Origin of the sequence: Pseudomonas sp. Z1-29, from assembly GCF_051131995.1 — a bacterium.
GTDB lineage: Bacteria > Pseudomonadota > Gammaproteobacteria > Pseudomonadales > Pseudomonadaceae > Aquipseudomonas.
Map to the genome: position 1 here is coordinate 314,513 of NZ_CP071645.1, position 16,486 is coordinate 330,998.

Annotated in this window: 14 protein-coding genes; 10 read left to right on the forward strand and 4 right to left on the reverse strand. The window is 62.6% G+C overall.

What is annotated here, in order from left to right:
* The first annotated feature begins 25 nt into the window (after positions 1-25).
* From pepP to gcvH, 7 genes are all read left to right on the forward strand, one after another.
* Positions 26-1,360, forward strand: a complete 1,335-nt coding sequence (gene pepP, locus J3P84_RS01520; RefSeq protein WP_434627216.1) for a Xaa-Pro aminopeptidase — start codon at positions 26-28, stop codon at positions 1,358-1,360.
* On the forward strand, positions 1,357-2,544 hold the full coding sequence (ubiH, locus tag J3P84_RS01525) for a 2-octaprenyl-6-methoxyphenyl hydroxylase (RefSeq protein ID WP_434627218.1): 1,188 nt from the start codon (positions 1,357-1,359) through the stop codon (positions 2,542-2,544). Before pepP ends, ubiH begins: the two co-directional genes overlap by 4 nt.
* A gap of 61 nt (positions 2,545-2,605) precedes the next feature.
* Complete coding sequence (locus tag J3P84_RS01530; protein ID WP_434631127.1) at positions 2,606-3,823, forward strand: 2-octaprenyl-3-methyl-6-methoxy-1,4-benzoquinol hydroxylase; 1,218 nt, start codon at positions 2,606-2,608, stop codon at positions 3,821-3,823.
* A 216-nt stretch (positions 3,824-4,039) separates the two neighbouring features.
* Positions 4,040-5,044, forward strand: a complete 1,005-nt coding sequence (locus J3P84_RS01535; protein WP_434627220.1) for an extracellular solute-binding protein — start codon at positions 4,040-4,042, stop codon at positions 5,042-5,044.
* Between the two features lie 187 nt (positions 5,045-5,231).
* Entirely contained in the window at positions 5,232-6,854 is a 1,623-nt protein-coding gene (locus J3P84_RS01540; RefSeq protein ID WP_434627222.1) for an ABC transporter permease, read from the forward strand.
* A gap of 161 nt (positions 6,855-7,015) precedes the next feature.
* Complete coding sequence (gcvT, locus tag J3P84_RS01545) at positions 7,016-8,098, forward strand: glycine cleavage system aminomethyltransferase GcvT (protein WP_305498035.1); 1,083 nt, start codon at positions 7,016-7,018, stop codon at positions 8,096-8,098.
* Positions 8,099-8,150: 52 nt separating this feature from the next.
* Complete coding sequence (gene gcvH / locus J3P84_RS01550; RefSeq protein ID WP_434627224.1) at positions 8,151-8,534, forward strand: glycine cleavage system protein GcvH; 384 nt, start codon at positions 8,151-8,153, stop codon at positions 8,532-8,534.
* Positions 8,535-8,704: 170 nt separating this feature from the next.
* Here gcvH and J3P84_RS01555 read toward each other — a convergent pair whose 3' ends face one another.
* The 3 genes from J3P84_RS01555 to J3P84_RS01565 form a co-directional block, all read right to left on the reverse strand.
* Positions 8,705-9,025, reverse strand: coding sequence for a DUF2388 domain-containing protein (locus J3P84_RS01555; protein WP_186707601.1), 321 nt, complete (start codon positions 9,023-9,025; stop codon positions 8,705-8,707).
* A gap of 86 nt (positions 9,026-9,111) precedes the next feature.
* Positions 9,112-10,896, reverse strand: a complete 1,785-nt coding sequence (locus J3P84_RS01560; RefSeq protein ID WP_305498037.1) for a GspE/PulE family protein — start codon at positions 10,894-10,896, stop codon at positions 9,112-9,114.
* A gap of 151 nt (positions 10,897-11,047) precedes the next feature.
* A complete protein-coding gene (locus tag J3P84_RS01565; RefSeq protein WP_434602191.1) occupies positions 11,048-11,386 on the reverse strand; it encodes a hypothetical protein in 339 nt (112 codons plus the stop codon).
* Positions 11,387-11,512: 126 nt separating this feature from the next.
* Between J3P84_RS01565 and J3P84_RS01570 the strand changes: the two genes are divergently transcribed.
* A complete protein-coding gene (locus J3P84_RS01570) occupies positions 11,513-11,983 on the forward strand; it encodes an Lrp/AsnC family transcriptional regulator (RefSeq protein WP_434627227.1) in 471 nt (156 codons plus the stop codon).
* Positions 11,984-12,088: 105 nt separating this feature from the next.
* On the opposite strand, the gene J3P84_RS01575 is transcribed toward J3P84_RS01570, so the two are convergent.
* Positions 12,089-13,456, reverse strand: a complete 1,368-nt coding sequence (locus tag J3P84_RS01575) for an inorganic triphosphatase (RefSeq protein ID WP_434627229.1) — start codon at positions 13,454-13,456, stop codon at positions 12,089-12,091.
* A gap of 159 nt (positions 13,457-13,615) precedes the next feature.
* On the opposite strand from J3P84_RS01575, the gene argE reads away from it, so the two are divergent.
* Positions 13,616-14,773: an acetylornithine deacetylase gene (gene argE, locus J3P84_RS01580; RefSeq protein ID WP_434627231.1), complete on the forward strand. Its 1,158-nt coding sequence runs from the start codon at positions 13,616-13,618 to the stop codon at positions 14,771-14,773.
* A gap of 132 nt (positions 14,774-14,905) precedes the next feature.
* On the forward strand, positions 14,906-16,204 hold the full coding sequence (argA, locus tag J3P84_RS01585; RefSeq protein ID WP_434571047.1) for an amino-acid N-acetyltransferase: 1,299 nt from the start codon (positions 14,906-14,908) through the stop codon (positions 16,202-16,204).
* Positions 16,205-16,486 lie beyond the last annotated feature (282 nt).

Consider the following 16,486-nt stretch of genomic DNA (forward strand, 5'->3'; position numbering starts at 1 on the left):
GCTTGAAAGGGAACACCCTCTGCCCATGATTCATATCCCGAAGTCGGAATACAGTCGTCGCCGCAAGGCCTTGATGGCGCAGATGGAACCCAACAGCATCGCAATCCTGCCCGCCGCCGCCGTTGCGATCCGCAACCGCGACGTCGAGCACGTCTATCGCCAGGACAGCGACTTCCAGTACCTCAGCGGCTTCCCCGAGCCGCAAGCGGTGCTGGTGCTGGTGCCCGGTCGCGCTCACGGCGAGTACATCCTGTTTTGCCGCGAGCGCAACGCCGAGCGTGAACTGTGGGATGGCTTGCGTGCTGGCCAGGAAGGGGCGATCCGGGACTACGGCGCCGACGACGCGTTTCCCATCACCGACATCGACGACATCCTGCCGGGCCTGATCGAAGGTCGCGATCGGGTCTATTCGGCCATGGGCAGCAACCCCGAATTCGACCGGCACCTGATGGAGTGGATCAACGTGATTCGCTCCAAGGCCCACCTTGGTGCCCAGCCGCCGAACGAATTTGTTGCCCTGGATCATCTGCTGCACGATATGCGCCTGTATAAATCGGCGGCGGAAGTGAAAGTGATGCGCGAAGCGGCGCGGATTTCCGCCCAGGCGCACATCCGCGCCATGCAAGCGGCACGCCCCGGGCTGTACGAATACAGCCTGGAGGCCGAGCTCGACTACGAATTTCGCAAGGGCGGCGCAAAGATGCCGGCCTACGGCTCCATCGTCGCGGCGGGGCGTAACAGTTGCATCCTGCATTACCAGCAGAACGACGCGCCGCTCAAGGATGGCGACCTGGTGCTGATCGACGCCGGTTGCGAAATCGACTGCTATGCCAGCGATATCACCCGTACCTGGCCGGTCAGCGGCAAGTTTTCGCCCGAGCAGAAGGCGATCTATGAGGTCGTGCTGGCGGCCCAGGAAGCGGCGTTCGCTGAGATTGGCCCGAACAAGCATTGGAACCAGGCCCATGAAGCTACGGTCCGGGTCATTACTGAGGGGCTGGTGCGTCTCGGGCTGCTGGACGGCGAGGTGGACCAGTTGATCGCCAGCGAAGCCTACCGGGCGTTCTACATGCACCGTGCCGGTCACTGGCTGGGCATGGACGTGCACGACGTCGGTGAATACCGGGTCGGTGGCGAATGGCGCGTGCTGGAGGTTGGCATGGCCTTGACCGTGGAGCCGGGCATCTATATTGCTCCGGACAATCGCAGCGTAGCGAAGAGATGGCGCGGCATTGGCGTGCGCATCGAGGATGACGTGGTAGTGACCAAGACCGGTTGTGAAATCCTGACCCGCGGCGTGCCGAAAACGGTCGCCGAGATCGAGGCCCTCATGGCCGCCGCACGGACTCAAGCGGCATGAGCCGGGTCAACGTGGCGATCATAGGTGGCGGCCTGGTCGGCGCGAGCCTGGCGCTCGCCTTGCAGGCAGGCGCCAAGGCCAGGGGGTGGAAGATCATGCTGATCGAGCCGTTCGCCCCCGGCGACACTTGGCAGCCGAGCTATGACGCGCGCTCATCGGCGCTCTCCTTCGGTGCTCGACAAATTTATCAGCGCCTGGGCCTCTGGCAGGAAATTTCCCGCCGCGCAGAACCGATCAAACAGATTCATGTTTCCGACCGCGGACGGTTTTCCACCGCACGGTTGTCCGCCATGGAGGAGGGCGTGCCGGCCCTCGGCTACGTGGTGGAAAATGCCTGGCTCGGCCAATGCCTGTGGCAAGGGCTGGACAAGGACGTGGTCAGCTGGCGCTGCCCGGCGCAAGTCACCCGGATGGAGCCGCTAGTTGGTGGTTATCGTTTGACGCTGGATGACGAAACCACGCTGGAATGCGACCTCGCCGTACTGGCCGACGGTGGACGCTCCGGATTGCGTGAGCAGTTGGGCGTCGGTGTGCGCAATCGCCCTTACGACCAGAGCGCGTTGATTGCCAACCTCACCCCCAGCGAAGCCCACAACGGCGTGGCTTTCGAACGCTTTACCGATGACGGCCCGATGGCCTTGTTGCCGCTGCCGGAAAATCGTTGTGCGTTGGTCTGGACTCGCCAGGGCATGGATGCGCAACGGCTGGCAGCCCTCGACGAGCGTAGTTTTCTCAGTGAGCTGCAGAGTGTGTTCGGCTATCGCCTGGGCACGTTGAAACAGGTGGGTGCGCGACACCTTTATCCGCTGGCGCTGGTGGAAGCCGAAGAGCAGGTACGTCCGCACCTGGCGATCCTCGGCAATGCTGCCCATAGCCTGCATCCGATAGCGGGCCAGGGCTTCAACCTGTCCTTGCGTGATGCGCAGGCACTGGCCGATGCATTGCTCGGGAGCGACGGCACGCCCGGCGACTTCTCTGTATTGCAAGCCTATCGCGAGCGCCAGCGGATGGACCAGGCCCTGACCGTCGGCTTCTCCGACCAGGTCACGCGGCTGTTCAGCAGCGATCTGCCGCTGGTATCCGTGGGCCGCAATCTCGGCCTGCTGGGCCTTGACCTGCTGCCCCCGGCCAAGCGCTGGTTCGCTCGCCAGGCCATGGGATTGGGGACTCGCCCCGATGCTTGATACGGCTCATTCCTTTCACGGGCGGCTCATGTCGCCAGCAGCACAGGCTTAAAGCATGGAATTGCGCGCAGATCTGTTGATTGTCGGTGCCGGCATGGTCGGCAGCGCCCTGGCGCTTGCGTTGCAGGGCAGCGGCTTGCAGGTATTGTTGCTCGACGGCAGCCCGCTGAGCGTCAAGCCCTTTGATTCCCTGGCAGCGTTCGAACCCCGGGTCAGCGCCCTGTCGGCGGCCAGCCAGCGGATTCTCGATCGTCTGGGCGTCTGGGACGGTATCGTCGCCCGACGCATCAGTCCCTACACCGACATGCACGTCTGGGACGGTAGCGGCACAGGGCAGATTCATTTTTCCGCCGCCAGCCTGCATGCCGAAGTGCTTGGCCACATCGTCGAGAACCGCGTCGTTCAGGATGCCCTTCTGGACCGGTTGCATGACTGCGACCTGGGCCTGCTGGCCAATGCGCGCCTGGAGCAGATGCGCCGCTCCGGCGACGACTGGCTGCTGACCCTGGCTGACGGGCGCACCTTGCGCGCGCCACTGGTGATTGCCGCCGACGGGGCGAACTCCGCCGTGCGCCGCCTGACGGGGGTCGCCACTCGCGAGTGGGACTACCTGCATCACGCGATCGTCACCAGCGTGCGCTGCGCCGTACCTCATCGCCAGACCGCATGGCAACGCTTCACCGACAATGGTCCGCTGGCCTTCCTGCCTCTGGCGCGCGACGGCCAGCAGGACTGGTGCTCGATCGTCTGGTCGACCACGCCTGGCGAAGCGCAGCGCTTGATGACACTGGATGACGGCGCTTTCTGCGCCGAACTGGAGCGGGCTTTCGAGGGCCGGCTAGGCGCGGTGCTCGGCGCCGATCCTCGCGTCTGCGTACCGCTGCGCCAACGCCACGCCAAGCGTTACGTGGCCGAAGGGCTGGCGCTGATCGGCGATGCGGCGCACACCATCCATCCCCTGGCCGGGCAGGGCGTCAACCTGGGTTTCCTGGATGCCGCGGTGTTGGCCGAGGTGCTGTTGCAGTCCTCAGGGCGTGGCGAGCGGTTGGCCGATCTCAAGGTGTTGAGCCGCTATGAGCGGCGGCGCATGCCCCATAACCTGGCGCTGATGGCGGCGATGGAAGGCTTCGAGCGGCTGTTCCAGGCCGATCCATTGCCGGTGCGCTGGTTGCGTAATACCGGTCTGAAGCTGGTAGACCGCATGCCGGAAGCCAAGGCGCTGTTCGTACGCGAGGCGTTGGGGCTGACCGGGGACTTGCCGGATCTGGCCAAGGTCTGAGAGTTGTTTTGGGGCTCATGGCCTCATCGCGAGCAGGCTCGCTCCCACAGGTTTCACCGGATCAAATGTGGGAGCGAGCCTGCTCGCGATGAGGCCGGAACATCCCCCCATCCTATCTGTGCAACATTTGGAAACGTGTCTACCCACTGTTCGATTGTGGTGCTAAATGTGAGTCCTTATCATTTGCGCTCTGTTCACAATCGAGAGACCGCTACCATGTCGGCCACCAAACGCCTGCTGTCCGCCCTCGCACTGACCCTGATCGGCACTTCCGTCGCCCAGGCTGCCGATGAGGTGGTGGTCTATTCGTCGCGCATCGATGAGCTGATCAAACCGGTTTTCGATGCCTACACCAAGAAGACCGGCGTCGCGGTGAAGTTCATCACCGACAAGGAAGCGCCCCTGATGCAGCGGATCAAGGCCGAAGACAAAAATGCCACCGCCGACCTGCTGCTGACCGTCGACGCCGGCAACCTCTGGCAAGCCGAGCAGATGGGCATTCTGCAGCCGTTCACCTCGCCGGTAATCGATGCCAACATTCCCCCTCAGTATCGGGCGTCGTCCCACGCCTGGACCGGCCTGAGCCTGCGTGCGCGGACCATTGCCTACTCGACTGACCGGGTCAAGCCGGGTGAGCTGACTACTTACGAAGCGCTGGCCGGCAAGGAATGGGAAGGCCGCTTGTGCCTGCGGACCTCGAAAAAGGTCTACAACCAGTCGCTGACCGCGACCCTGATCGAAACCCATGGTGCTGAAAAAACCGAGGAGATCCTCAAAGGCTGGGTCAGGAACCTGTCCACCGACGTATTCTCCGACGACACCGCGCTGCTTGAGGCGATCAATGCCGGCCAGTGCGACGTCGGCATCGTCAACACCTATTACTACGGCCGCCTGCACCAGCAGAAGCCAGACTTGAAGGTCAAGCTGTTCTGGCCAAACAAGGCGGACCGTGGCGTGCACATCAACCTCTCGGGTATCGGCCTGACCAAGCACGCGCCGCACCCGGACGCCGCGAAAAAACTGGTGGAATGGATGACCACGCCTGAAGCGCAAAGCATCTTCGCCGACGTGAACCAGGAATTCCCGGCCAACCCGAAAGTCCAGCCGTCCAAGGAAGTCGCCGCCTGGGGCCAGTTCAAGGCCGATACGCTGCCGGTGGAAGTCGCGGGCAAACGCCAGGCCGAAGCCATTCGCCTGATGGATCGTGCCGGCTGGAACTGAGACGATCCCTTTCAGCTCATTGACGACCCGTGGCGAGGGAGCTTGCTCCCGCTGGGCTACGCAGTAGCCCCAAAGCCCCAGATCATGCCCCGGCATATAGGTCCTGGCAGATATCCCGGGAGGGCTTCGCCCTCCAGCGGGAGCAAGCTCCCTCGCCACATGACCGTTTGTCTTACGAGAGTTTTCCTTGACCCACCCCGCCCAACGCCGCTGGTATCCCCTGGTCTTCGCCGTCGCTGCGCTGGTCCTGTTGCCGTTGAGCGTGCTGTTGCTGTCCTGGCAGAGCATCGATGCGCAGATCTGGTCCCACTTGTGGGAGACCCAGATGCCGCGCCTGCTGGGTAATACCCTGACGCTGATCCTGGGTGTGGGCGTCGGCGTGACGTTGTTCGGGGTCAGTCTGGCGTGGCTTACCAGCCTTTGCGAATTCCCCGGTCGGCGCTGGCTCGATTGGGCGTTGATGTTGCCGTTCGCGATTCCCGCCTATGTGCTGGCGTTTGTTTTCGTCGGCCTGCTGGATTTTGCCGGCCCGGTGCAGACCCTGATGCGCGAATGGTTCGGCAGCGGCTTGCGCCTGCCCCGGGTGCGGTCGACCGGTGGGGTTATCCTGGTGTTGGTGCTGGTGTTCTATCCGTATGTCTACCTGCTCGCGCGTAGCGCCTTCCTGGCCCAAGGCAAGGGATTGATGGAAGCGGCCCGGGTACTCGGCCAATCGCCCTGGCAGGCGTTCTGGCGGGTGGCACTGCCGATGGCCCGACCGGCAATCGGCGCGGGCGTGGCGCTGGCGCTGATGGAAACCCTGGCGGATTTCGGCGCGGTGTCGGTGTTCAACTTCGACACCTTTACCACCGCCATCTATAAAACCTGGTACGGCTTCTTCAGTCTTTCCAGCGCCGCCCAACTGGCCAGTCTCTTGCTGCTGGCGGTGATGGTGGTGCTCTACGGTGAACGCCGTGCCCGGGGAGCACAGCGGGCCAGCAACGAACGGCCCCGGGTCAAGGCGCTTTACCATTTGCGCGGTTTCAAGGCGGCGGCGGCCAGCAGCTGGTGCCTGTTGGTTTTCACGTGCGCGTTCGTCATTCCGGTGCTGCAACTGGTGGTGTGGTTCTGGCAGCGCGGTCGGTTCGACCTGGACGAGCGTTATGCCGGGTTGATCATCCATACCCTCTATCTGGGCGGCCTGGCGGCCCTGGTCACCGTCTGCGTGGCTTTGCTGCTGGCGTTCGCCCGTCGCTTGGCGCCGACCCGCCCGATCCGCGCCGGTGTCGGCCTGGCGAACCTGGGTTATGCCTTGCCGGGTTCAGTGCTGGCGGTGTCGATCATGCTTGCGTTCAGCTATCTGGACCGTGAGTTGGTCATTCCGCTATCGACCCTGCTCGGCGGGGCGGGCAAGCCGTTACTGTTGGGCAGTTTGTCGGCGTTGCTGCTGGCCTACCTGATACGTTTCCTGGCCGTGGCCTACGGTCCGCTGGAAAGCAGCCTGGCGCGGATTCGTCCGTCATTGCCCGAGGCCGCACGAAGCCTTGGCGTCAGTGGGCCACGACTGTTTTTCAAAGTGTATCTGCCGTTGCTACTCCCTGGCACGTTGAGCGCGGCGTTGCTGGTGTTTGTCGATGTGCTCAAGGAAATGCCCGCCACCCTGCTGATGCGCCCGTTCGGCTGGGACACGCTGGCAGTGCGGGTCTTTGAGATGACCAGCGAGGGGGAGTGGGCACGGGCTGCATTGCCGGCGCTGACCCTGGTGCTGGTCGGGCTGTTGCCGGTCATCGGATTGATACGGCGCTCGGCTCATCGGCGCGTTCTGAGTTAATTGAGAGCGGCTCCAGGTGCCAGTGCCATGGCATGCGGATACAATGCGCGGCATTCGGTGCGGTCCGTCCGTCGGACCGGGTAGCTGAGGGCGCTTTTTTTCAGGCGTTCGTGCTGTGCAGTACCCGTCCGCACCTTCGCCACGCCCGGAAGGAGAAACCCATGGGACAGCGTACGCCTCTGTATGACCTGCATCTCGCCCTTGGCGCGAAGATGGTCGATTTTGGCGGTTGGGATATGCCTTTGCACTACGGCTCGCAGGTCGAGGAACACCATCAGGTGCGCCGCGATTGCGGTGTGTTCGATGTGTCCCACATGACCGTGATCGACGTTGCCGGCCCCCAGGCCAAGGCCTGGCTGCAGCGCTTGCTGGCCAATGACGTCGATCGCCTCCAGGACACCGGCCGTGCGCTGTACAGCACGATGCTCAATGAGCGCGGTGGCATCGTCGATGACATGATCATCTACCGGGTCGAGTACGGTTACCGGCTGGTGTTCAATGCCTCGACCCGCGACCAGGACCTGGCCTGGATGCAGGCACAGCTCGGTGAATATGATGTGCAACTGCACGAGCGTCCCGAACTGGCGATGCTGGCCATCCAGGGGCCGCAGGCCCGGCACAAGATTGCCGAATTGGTCACGCAATCACGCGGCCAATTGATCCAGCAACTCAAGCCCTTCGAAGGTCGTGCCGACGGTGACTGGTTCATTGCCCGTACCGGCTACACCGGTGAAGATGGTTTGGAAATCGTCCTGCCGGCCCATGAAGCCCCGAGCTTTTTCAACGATCTGGTGGGCGCTGGCATTCCTCCCATCGGCCTTGGGGCTCGCGATACCTTGCGCCTGGAGGCGGGCATGAATCTCTATGGCCAGGACATTCACCAGGATGTTTCGCCGCTGGCCTCCAACATGGCCTGGAGCATCGCCTGGGAACCTGCGAGTCGCCAGTTCATCGGCCGCTCGGCGCTGGAAGCCGAACTGGCGGCTGGCGTGCAGCACAAACTGGTCGGGCTGGTACTTGAGGAGCGCGGTGTTCTGCGCGCTCATCAGGTGGTCCGCATCGCCAATGTTGGCGAAGGAGAGATCACCAGTGGTAGTTTTTCTCCTACGCTTAGCAAGTCGATCGCCCTGGCGCGTGTTCCGATGGCTACCGCCGACCGTGCCGAGGTGGAAATTCGTGGCAAGTGGTACCCGGTACGGGTGGTCAAGCCGACCTTCGTCCGCCATGGCAAAACCCTGATCTAACCTTTTGCGGCGGGCCGCCGGCCGCTGACACTTTCTCTTGAGGACACAGAATATGAGTGATATCCCCGCCGAACTGCGTTTTGCCGAAAGCCACGAGTGGGCGCGCCTGGAAGCCGACGGTACCGTCACCGTGGGCATCAGCGACCATGCGCAGGAAGCTTTGGGCGATGTGGTGTTTGTCGAGCTGACCGAGGTCGGTAAGGTTTTTGCTGCTGGTGATCAGGCTGGAGTGGTGGAGTCGGTCAAGGCCGCTTCCGACATCTACGCCCCCATTGCCGGCGAAGTGATTGCGATCAATGAAGAGTTGAGCGGCTCGCCGGAGTTGCTGAACTCCGATCCGTACGGCGCCTGGATCTTCAAGCTCAAGCCAAGCGACAAGGCCGAGTTGGACAAGTTGCTCGATGCTGCCGGCTATAAGGCTGCTATCGGCGAGTAACACTTGATACCTGTGGGAGCGAGCCTGCTCGCGAAGGCGATAAATCAGCAACATCGAGGTTGGCTGACACACCGCTTTCGCGAGCAGGCTCGCTCTTACGTTGGTTTGTGAGATGTCCGTCGGGCAAAAAAATGCCGCTCAATCGAGCGGCATTTTTTATCGGCCGGAAATCACTCCTGGGCGACGGCGTTTTTCGCCAGGATCGCGTTGGCCAGTTCCATGTCGGTGGCTTGCAGGCCTGGGTTGTCGGCACGGACTTTCTGCATCGCGGCTTCCAGGTAGGGGCCACGGATGCCGCCGTCACTGGCGACGAAGCTGCCGGCGTCGTCCTGGGCGGCGACGATCAGCTTGTTGTCCTTGAAGGTCAGGTAGGTAGAACCGGTGGTCGCACCGGATGAGATGACGTTACGCCAAAACGTGTCGGCCATTGCCGAGCCAACAGGAAGAGAAAGCAAGGCCAGGGTCGCGACAGCAAGTTTGAGACGCATGATAGGTGACTCCACAGGGTTAACTATGACTTTGGATTGCCGCAGCCTCGATTCAGTTCCATGACCCGTCAGTCAGCCCTCGCCACACGCTACTTCTGTTCACTCTGTGGCGTCACCCGCAGCACTTCTTCGACCGTGGTCAGGCCCGCCGCTACCTTTTGCGCGCCCGAGAGCCGCAGGCTGCGCATGCCTTCCTTGAAGGCCTGGCGGCGCACGGCGAGCAGGTCCGTGTCTGGGTGGATCAGGCCTTTGACGCTGTCGCTTAACTGCATGATCTCGTACACCCCGGCCCGCCCCCGATAGCCGGTATCGCGGCATTCCGAGCAGCCGACAGCCTGCTGGGCGTTGGTCGGCAGCGGGGCCTGCCAGGGCCTCGTCAGGGTTTGCCAGTCGTCTTCATCCAGGGTGATGGGCGCCTTGCAATGTGGACACAACGTACGCACCAGGCGCTGGGCCATGACTCCGAGCACTGTGGCCTTGATCAGGTAATGCGGCACGCCGAGCTCCAGCAGGCGGCTGATGGCGCTCGGCGCGTCGTTGGTGTGCAGGGTCGAGAGGACGAGGTGTCCGGTGAGTGCTGCCTGGATTGCCATTTCGGCGGTTTCCAGGTCACGGATCTCGCCGATCATGATGATGTCCGGGTCCTGCCGCATCAACGCACGTACGCCCGCCGCGAAAGACAGCTCGATGTTGTGCTGGACCTGCATCTGGTTGAACGAGGCCTCGACCATCTCGATCGGATCCTCGATGGTGCAGAGGTTCACTTCCGGCGTCGCCAGTTTTTTCAACGTCGTGTAGAGCGTCGTGGTCTTGCCGGACCCGGTGGGGCCCGTGACCAGAATGATGCCGTTGGGCTGGCGGGTCATGTCCTGCCAGCGACGCAGGTCGTCGGCGGAGAAGCCCAGTTGGTCGAAATCCTTGAGCAATACTTCCGGATCGAAGATCCGCATCACCATTTTTTCGCCGAACGCGGTTGGCAAGGTCGACAAGCGCAACTCCACTTCGTTGCCGTCGGGAGTCTTGGTCTTGACGCGACCATCCTGGGGCTTGCGCTTTTCCGCGACGTTCATGCGCCCCAGGCTTTTCAGGCGACTGATGATCGCCATCGTCACCTGCGGCGGGAACTGATAGACGGTGTGCAGCACCCCGTCGATGCGAAAGCGTACGGTGCCCTGCTCCCGGCGCGGTTCGATGTGGATATCACTGGCCCGCTGCTGGAAGGCGTACTGGAACAGCCAATCGACGATGTTGACGATATGGGCGTCGTTGGCGTCCGGCTCCTGGTCGCTGGCGCCGAGGTTGAGCAGTTGTTCGAAGTTGGTCAGGTTGCTCGGTTGCTGATCGACGGTGGTAGCGCCGCTGACGGATTTGGCCAGGCGATAGAATTCCACGCTCAGGCGCTGGATATCCACCGGGTTGGCAACCACCCGCCTGACCGGCAGCTTGAGCACGTGGGTCAGGTCGGCTTCCCAACTGCTGACGTAAGGCTGGGCACTGGCGACGGTGACGGCGTCACGGTCAACCGCCACTGCGAGAATCTTGTGACGTTGCGCAAAGGCATAGGACATCAGCGGCGTAACGGCCGCCACGTTGATCTTCAACGGGTCGATGCGCATGTAGGGCTGGTCGGCCTGCTGGGCCAGCCACAGCGTCAGGTTCTCAAGGTCCAGGCGCTTGCCGGGTCGGCTGAGGTCGTCCAGGTGCTGGTTGGCGATGAACTCCAGCGGGTGCAACTGGCTGTTGGCGTTATGCCGGCGCCGGGCGTTGAGCGCGGTTTCGGCTGAATCCTGGCTGATGAGGCCCTGGGCGACCAGTTGGCGGAGCAGATCGTTAAGGTCCAGCCAGCGGTCCTGAGTGGCGTGTTTGGTGGACATGGGCGTTCGGGTTCCTATTGGACAGTTGCAGCAAAGCCGCGATGCAGACGCTTCGGCGTCCCGGCTTGTTGTGCAAAAGAATAGTCCCGACCTTATGGACCGTTGGGCCACTACCCGACCAATGCGTTTCCAATTCTTGCCTGCGCACCCCTCAACCGGCCGCCAGGACCCGTCCGGCCCGCGTGATATCGGCGTCCTGCAGGTCCACCGAGCACATGCTGATCAGGTTACGTAATTTTTCAGCAATGACCTGGGCACGGTGCCAGCTCAGCCCATCCAGGACAATGTCCAGCGTCAGCAGATCGTCTTGACGCTCGACGTGGACCTGCTGTGGCGTCAGGCCCTGCAAGGCGAACAGATTCAACGCTCGACACAGCACGTCCGGTTCGGCTTCGGCCTGCATCTGATAATGCACGCGGCAATGGGCGTTGGCGGCGTGCCAGGCGTCGGCGCGGGTCGGGGCGGTGGATACGGTTGCGAGTGAATGCATGTTCGGTCTCCTGGAGGTCGGAAGAAATATTTACATGCATAGAAGGGTATTTCTTACCTAAGATGAGCTATTTAGGGCCTATGGTGAATAAATTGATTCGCTTATCGGAAAACTACAGGTTTATTTATGCAAAGTGAGCTGGATAGCTACGACCGCAGAATACTGGCGTTGCTGCAAGAGGATGCTTCGCTGTCCAGCGCGCAGATCGCCGAGCAGGTTGGCTTGTCCCAGTCGCCCTGTTGGCGTCGGATTCAGCGGATGAAGGAAGAGGGAATCATTCGGGGACAGGTGACGCTGCTGGACCGCAAGAAAATCGGCCTGAACACGCAGATCTTCGCCGAAATCAAGCTCAACGCCCACGGTCGCTCGAATTTCACCGAGTTCACCGAGGCGATCCGCGGGTTTCCCGAGGTGCTGGAGTGCTACGTGCTGATGGGGTCGGTGGATTTTCTGCTGCGCATCGTCACGGCGGACATCGAGGCGTATGAGCGATTCTTTTTCGAAAAGCTGTCGATGGTGCCGGGGATTCAGGAGGTGAACTCGATCGTGGCGTTGTCGGAGATCAAGTCGACGACGAGTTTGCCGGTGGTGCGCTAGTTGGATCCGAGGTGTATGTGCCGGCCCCTTCGCGAGCAAGCTCGCTCCCACATTGGGATCTCGACATGATCCAGTGTGAGAGCGAGCCTGCTCGCGAAGGTGGTATCACAGGCGCAGCAAAGTCTTCCAGGCCCGATTCTGGTAAACCGCAATCGCCTGCTGCTTGCGCGCATCCAGGAGCTCGTCGGTGATCGGTTCGTTGGCCAATTGCGCCAGCTTGTTCAATTCGCCGTAGAGCCGGTCCATCTCAGGAATTTCCAGCACCTGGCGGGCATGATGCAGCCAGGCCTGGATACGTTCGATGCGCGGCAGTTGCTCGGCCAGGTCTTCCGGCTGTTGCTGGTAGCGTTGCAGTTGCAGCGACGAAGCTTCTTCGCTGAGCAGGCGCGGCAGCCAGCTGCCCAGTTGCGCCGCGCCTTGGCGATTGCCGCGGGTGTTGCGGTCGGCGGTCCAGCTGCGGGCGAGCAACCAACGCGAAGCTTCAAGAGAGAAGAGGCCCCAGCGCGGGTCCTGCAGCTCTTCGAGGAATTGCTCCGGCGCCGCCTTGCGCACGTCTTCGTCGTCGAGGCCGGCCTGGACCAGCGGACGCCAGTCCTCCAGCAGCGCATCCAGGGCGACGCGCAGATCATGGGTCGATTGGCGCGGCGCGGCCTGGCCGAGGCTGCTGAGCAACGCGCGCAGTTCGGCGAGGTTTTCCACCCAATCCTGCAACAGGCGCCAGTGGCCGTTGAAACGATATTGTTCGGCCAGGCGCTGGCTGTTGCCCAGCAAATGCCAGCTCAATGCGCCAAAAGCATCGTCCAGCGGCGTTTCGGCCGTCAGTTGCGGAGCCGGGAGGCTCAGGGCATAACTGCTCGCATCATGCAGGCGATAGCCACGTTCAGCCTTGCTGATGTCGCAAGGCATCAAGGGCAGGGTCGCGGCCAGTTCGGCGGCCAGTTCCAGCAGGGCGGCGGGTTCGCCTTCGCGCAGTTCCAGTTCCAGCTCGCAGATTTCTTCCTTCTGCTTGCCGACCACCACGTGGCCCAGGTCCAGGGCGGCCTCGATGACCACCTTGCTTTTGCCGCGGCCCCAGGCAATTTCGGCGCGCTCGCGGACGAAATCGGTGGTGAAGATCGCCTTGAGGGTTTTTTTGTCCAGGTCCGCCAGTGCCTCGGGCCAGCATTCGCCGTCGAGCTTCTTCAGGTCGAGCTTGGCCTTGGGCAGGTGCCAGTCGTATTCGTTGCGCTCGGACAGGCCGGCAACGCTCTGGCCACGGGTCTTGAGGGTCTGGATGACTTCTTCGCCATCGCGGCGCAGGCGCAGGGCAACCTTGGCCCGGGCGAGGTCACGTTCCGGCGTGTCGAAGTACTGGTTCATCAATTCGTGGCGTTCCCAGCCACTCTTGTTGCGTTTTTTCAACAGCGGATGCTCGCGCAAGGCTGCCAGGGTCTCGCGGCTGACGCGGAGTTTGATTTCGGTTTCTTTCTGCATGGCCGGAAAATCCAGGAATCGGGTGCGCAGCCGGGGGAAGATGTGGCTGCCAGGGTCGTGCAGTGTACAGGACTCGTCGGTCCTCCGCGCCGAACGGTTCCATCCTTGCTCTCGATGGTTCTATGATGGACCCCATTTTGTAAGCCCCGGGAGCCAGCGATGCCTTTGCCGTCCATGAAAGATCAGTTCGCTGCCCTGATCGCCGCGCCTTCGGTCAGTTGTACCCAGCCCAAGCTGGACCAGTCCAACAGCGCCGTGATCGAGCTGCTGGCAGGCTGGCTGTCGGAACTGGGATTCTCCTGTGATATCCAGCAGGTCAGCCCCGGCAAGTTCAACCTTCTCGCCAGCTTCGGCACGGGGCCCGGCGGGCTGGTGCTGGCCGGGCACAGCGACACGGTGCCGTTCGATGGCGCGTTGTGGCAGACCGACCCGCTCAAGCTCACCGAGGTAGGCGGGCGCTGGGTGGGCCTGGGCAGTTGTGACATGAAAGGTTTTTTCGCCCTGGCCATCGAAGCGGTGCGGCCGTTGCTGGACCAGCCGTTCAAGCAGCCGTTGCTGATCCTCGCCACCTGCGATGAAGAAAGCTCCATGGCGGGCGCCCGTGCCCTGGCCGAGGCCGGGCGGCCGCTCGGACGCGCGGCGGTGATAGGCGAACCGACGGGGCTGAAGCCGATCCGCATGCACAAGGGCGTGATGATGGAGCGTATCGACATCCTCGGGCGCAGCGGCCATTCCTCCGACCCGAGCCTGGGCCGCAGCGCGCTCGAAGCGATGCACGACGCCATGGGCGAGCTGCGTGGCCTGCGCCTGCAATGGCAGCGTGAGTTCCGCAATCCACAGTTCACCGTGCCGCAGCCGACCCTGAATTTCGGTTGTATTCATGGCGGCGACAATCCCAACCGGATCTGCGGCCAATGCTCCATGGAGTTCGACCTGCGCCCACTGCCAGGCATGGATCCAGAGGTGCTGCGGGCGGCGATCCGGCAGAAGCTCGACCCCATCGCCGAACGCCATCAGGTGAAGATCGACTACGCACCGCTATTCCCCGAAGCGCCCCCGTTCGAGCAGGCCGAGGACGCCGAGCTGGTGCGGGTGGCCGAACGGCTCACCGGGCATCGTGCCGAAGCAGTGGCGTTCGGCACCGAAGCGCCTTATCTTCAGCGCCTCGGTTGCGAAACCGTGGTATTGGGGCCTGGCGATATCGCCTGCGCCCACCAGCCTGGCGAATACCTTGAAATGTCACGTTTGCAGCCTACCGTGCAGCTGTTGCGACAGTTGATCGGCCATTACTGCCTGACACCGGCCAGCGCCGGTTAAATTGTCCGCTTGCGGACCCGTATTCATGAGGAGAGCGCGCGTGTCGCCAAGCCTGTTCCGACGATAACCACCAGCCCGCTGTGCGTTCCGCTTCGTCTTTTTTAGGCTGTTATTTATTACAGGCCCAGGTTCATGCCCGAATACGTCAATTGGCTTCGTCACGCTTCGCCCTATATCAACGCCCACCGCGATTGCACCTTCATCGTCATGCTGCCTGGCGACGGGGTGGAGCACCCCAACTTCGGCAACATCGTCCATGACCTGGTGTTGCTGCACAGCCTCGGCGTGCGGCTGGTGCTGGTGCATGGTTCGCGTCCGCAAATCGAGACCCGCCTCGCTGCCCGCGGCCTGACGCCGCACTATCACCATGGCATGCGCATCACCGATGCCGCGACCCTGGAGTGCGTGATCGACGCGGTCGGTCAGTTGCGCATTGCCATCGAGGCGCGCCTGTCGATGGACATGGCCTCCTCGCCGATGCAAGGCTCGCGGTTGCGCGTGGCCAGCGGCAACCTGGTCACCGCGCGGCCGATCGGTGTGCTCGAAGGCGTGGACTATCACCACACCGGGGAAGTGCGTCGGGTCGACCGCAAGGGCATCAACCGGCTGTTGGATGAGCGCTCGATCGTTCTGCTGTCGCCGTTGGGCTATTCACCGACCGGGGAGATTTTCAACCTGGCGTGTGAAGACGTCGCGACCCGGGCGGCCATCGATCTGGCCGCCGACAAACTCCTGTTGTTCGGCGCCGAGCAGGGCCTGATCGGCGAGGATGGGCGGCTGGTTCGCGAGCTGCGTCCGCAACAGGTCCCGGCTCATATGCAACGCCTGGGCAGCGATTACCAGGCCGAGCTGCTCGATGCGGCGGCGCAGGCCTGCCGGGGCGGCGTGGCGCGTAGCCACATCGTCAGCTATGCCGAGGACGGTGCGCTGCTGGCCGAACTGTTCACCCGCGATGGCAGCGGCACGCTCGTGGCCCAGGAACAATTCGAGGTGGTGCGCGAAGCCGCCATCGAGGATGTCGGCGGCTTGCTGGACCTGATCAGTCCTTTGGAGGAACAGGGCATTCTGGTACGGCGTTCCCGCGAGGTGCTGGAGCGCGAGATCGAGCAATTCAGCGTGGTCGAGCGCGAAGGCATGATCATCGCCTGCGCGGCGCTGTACCAGATCGCCGATTCGGATGCCGGGGAACTCGCCTGCCTGGCGGTGAACCCGGAGTACCGCCACGGTGGCCGGGGCGATGAGCTGCTGGAGCGGATCGAAACCCGGGCCCGCGCCCAGGGCCTCAAGACCCTGTTCGTGCTGACGACCCGGACCGCCCACTGGTTCCGCGAGCGCGGCTTCGAGCCCAGCAGTGTCGATCGCCTGCCGGCGGCGCGGGCTTCGTTGTACAACTATCAGCGTAATTCGAAAATCTTCGAAAAATCGCTGTAAACGACCCGCCTGTCCAATCACGCTGCCGCGACTTTCTTGATTTCAGACAATCAGCGTCTAGTCTGGAAAGCCTCAAGATCGCGGCATGCGCACGCATTGGCATGTCGCGCGCGAGCCCCGACGAAACACCATTCAGGAATCCGCGGCGTCGCCGATAAGCCGAGTCAGGGCTTGATGACGCTTTGATGGCAGGCATATGTCGAAACGAGCTGAAAACTGGTGAAACAATTCTTTTTGGATTTATAAAGAATCCTTTATTCTTCCGGCCGGTGTCGCGGGGTT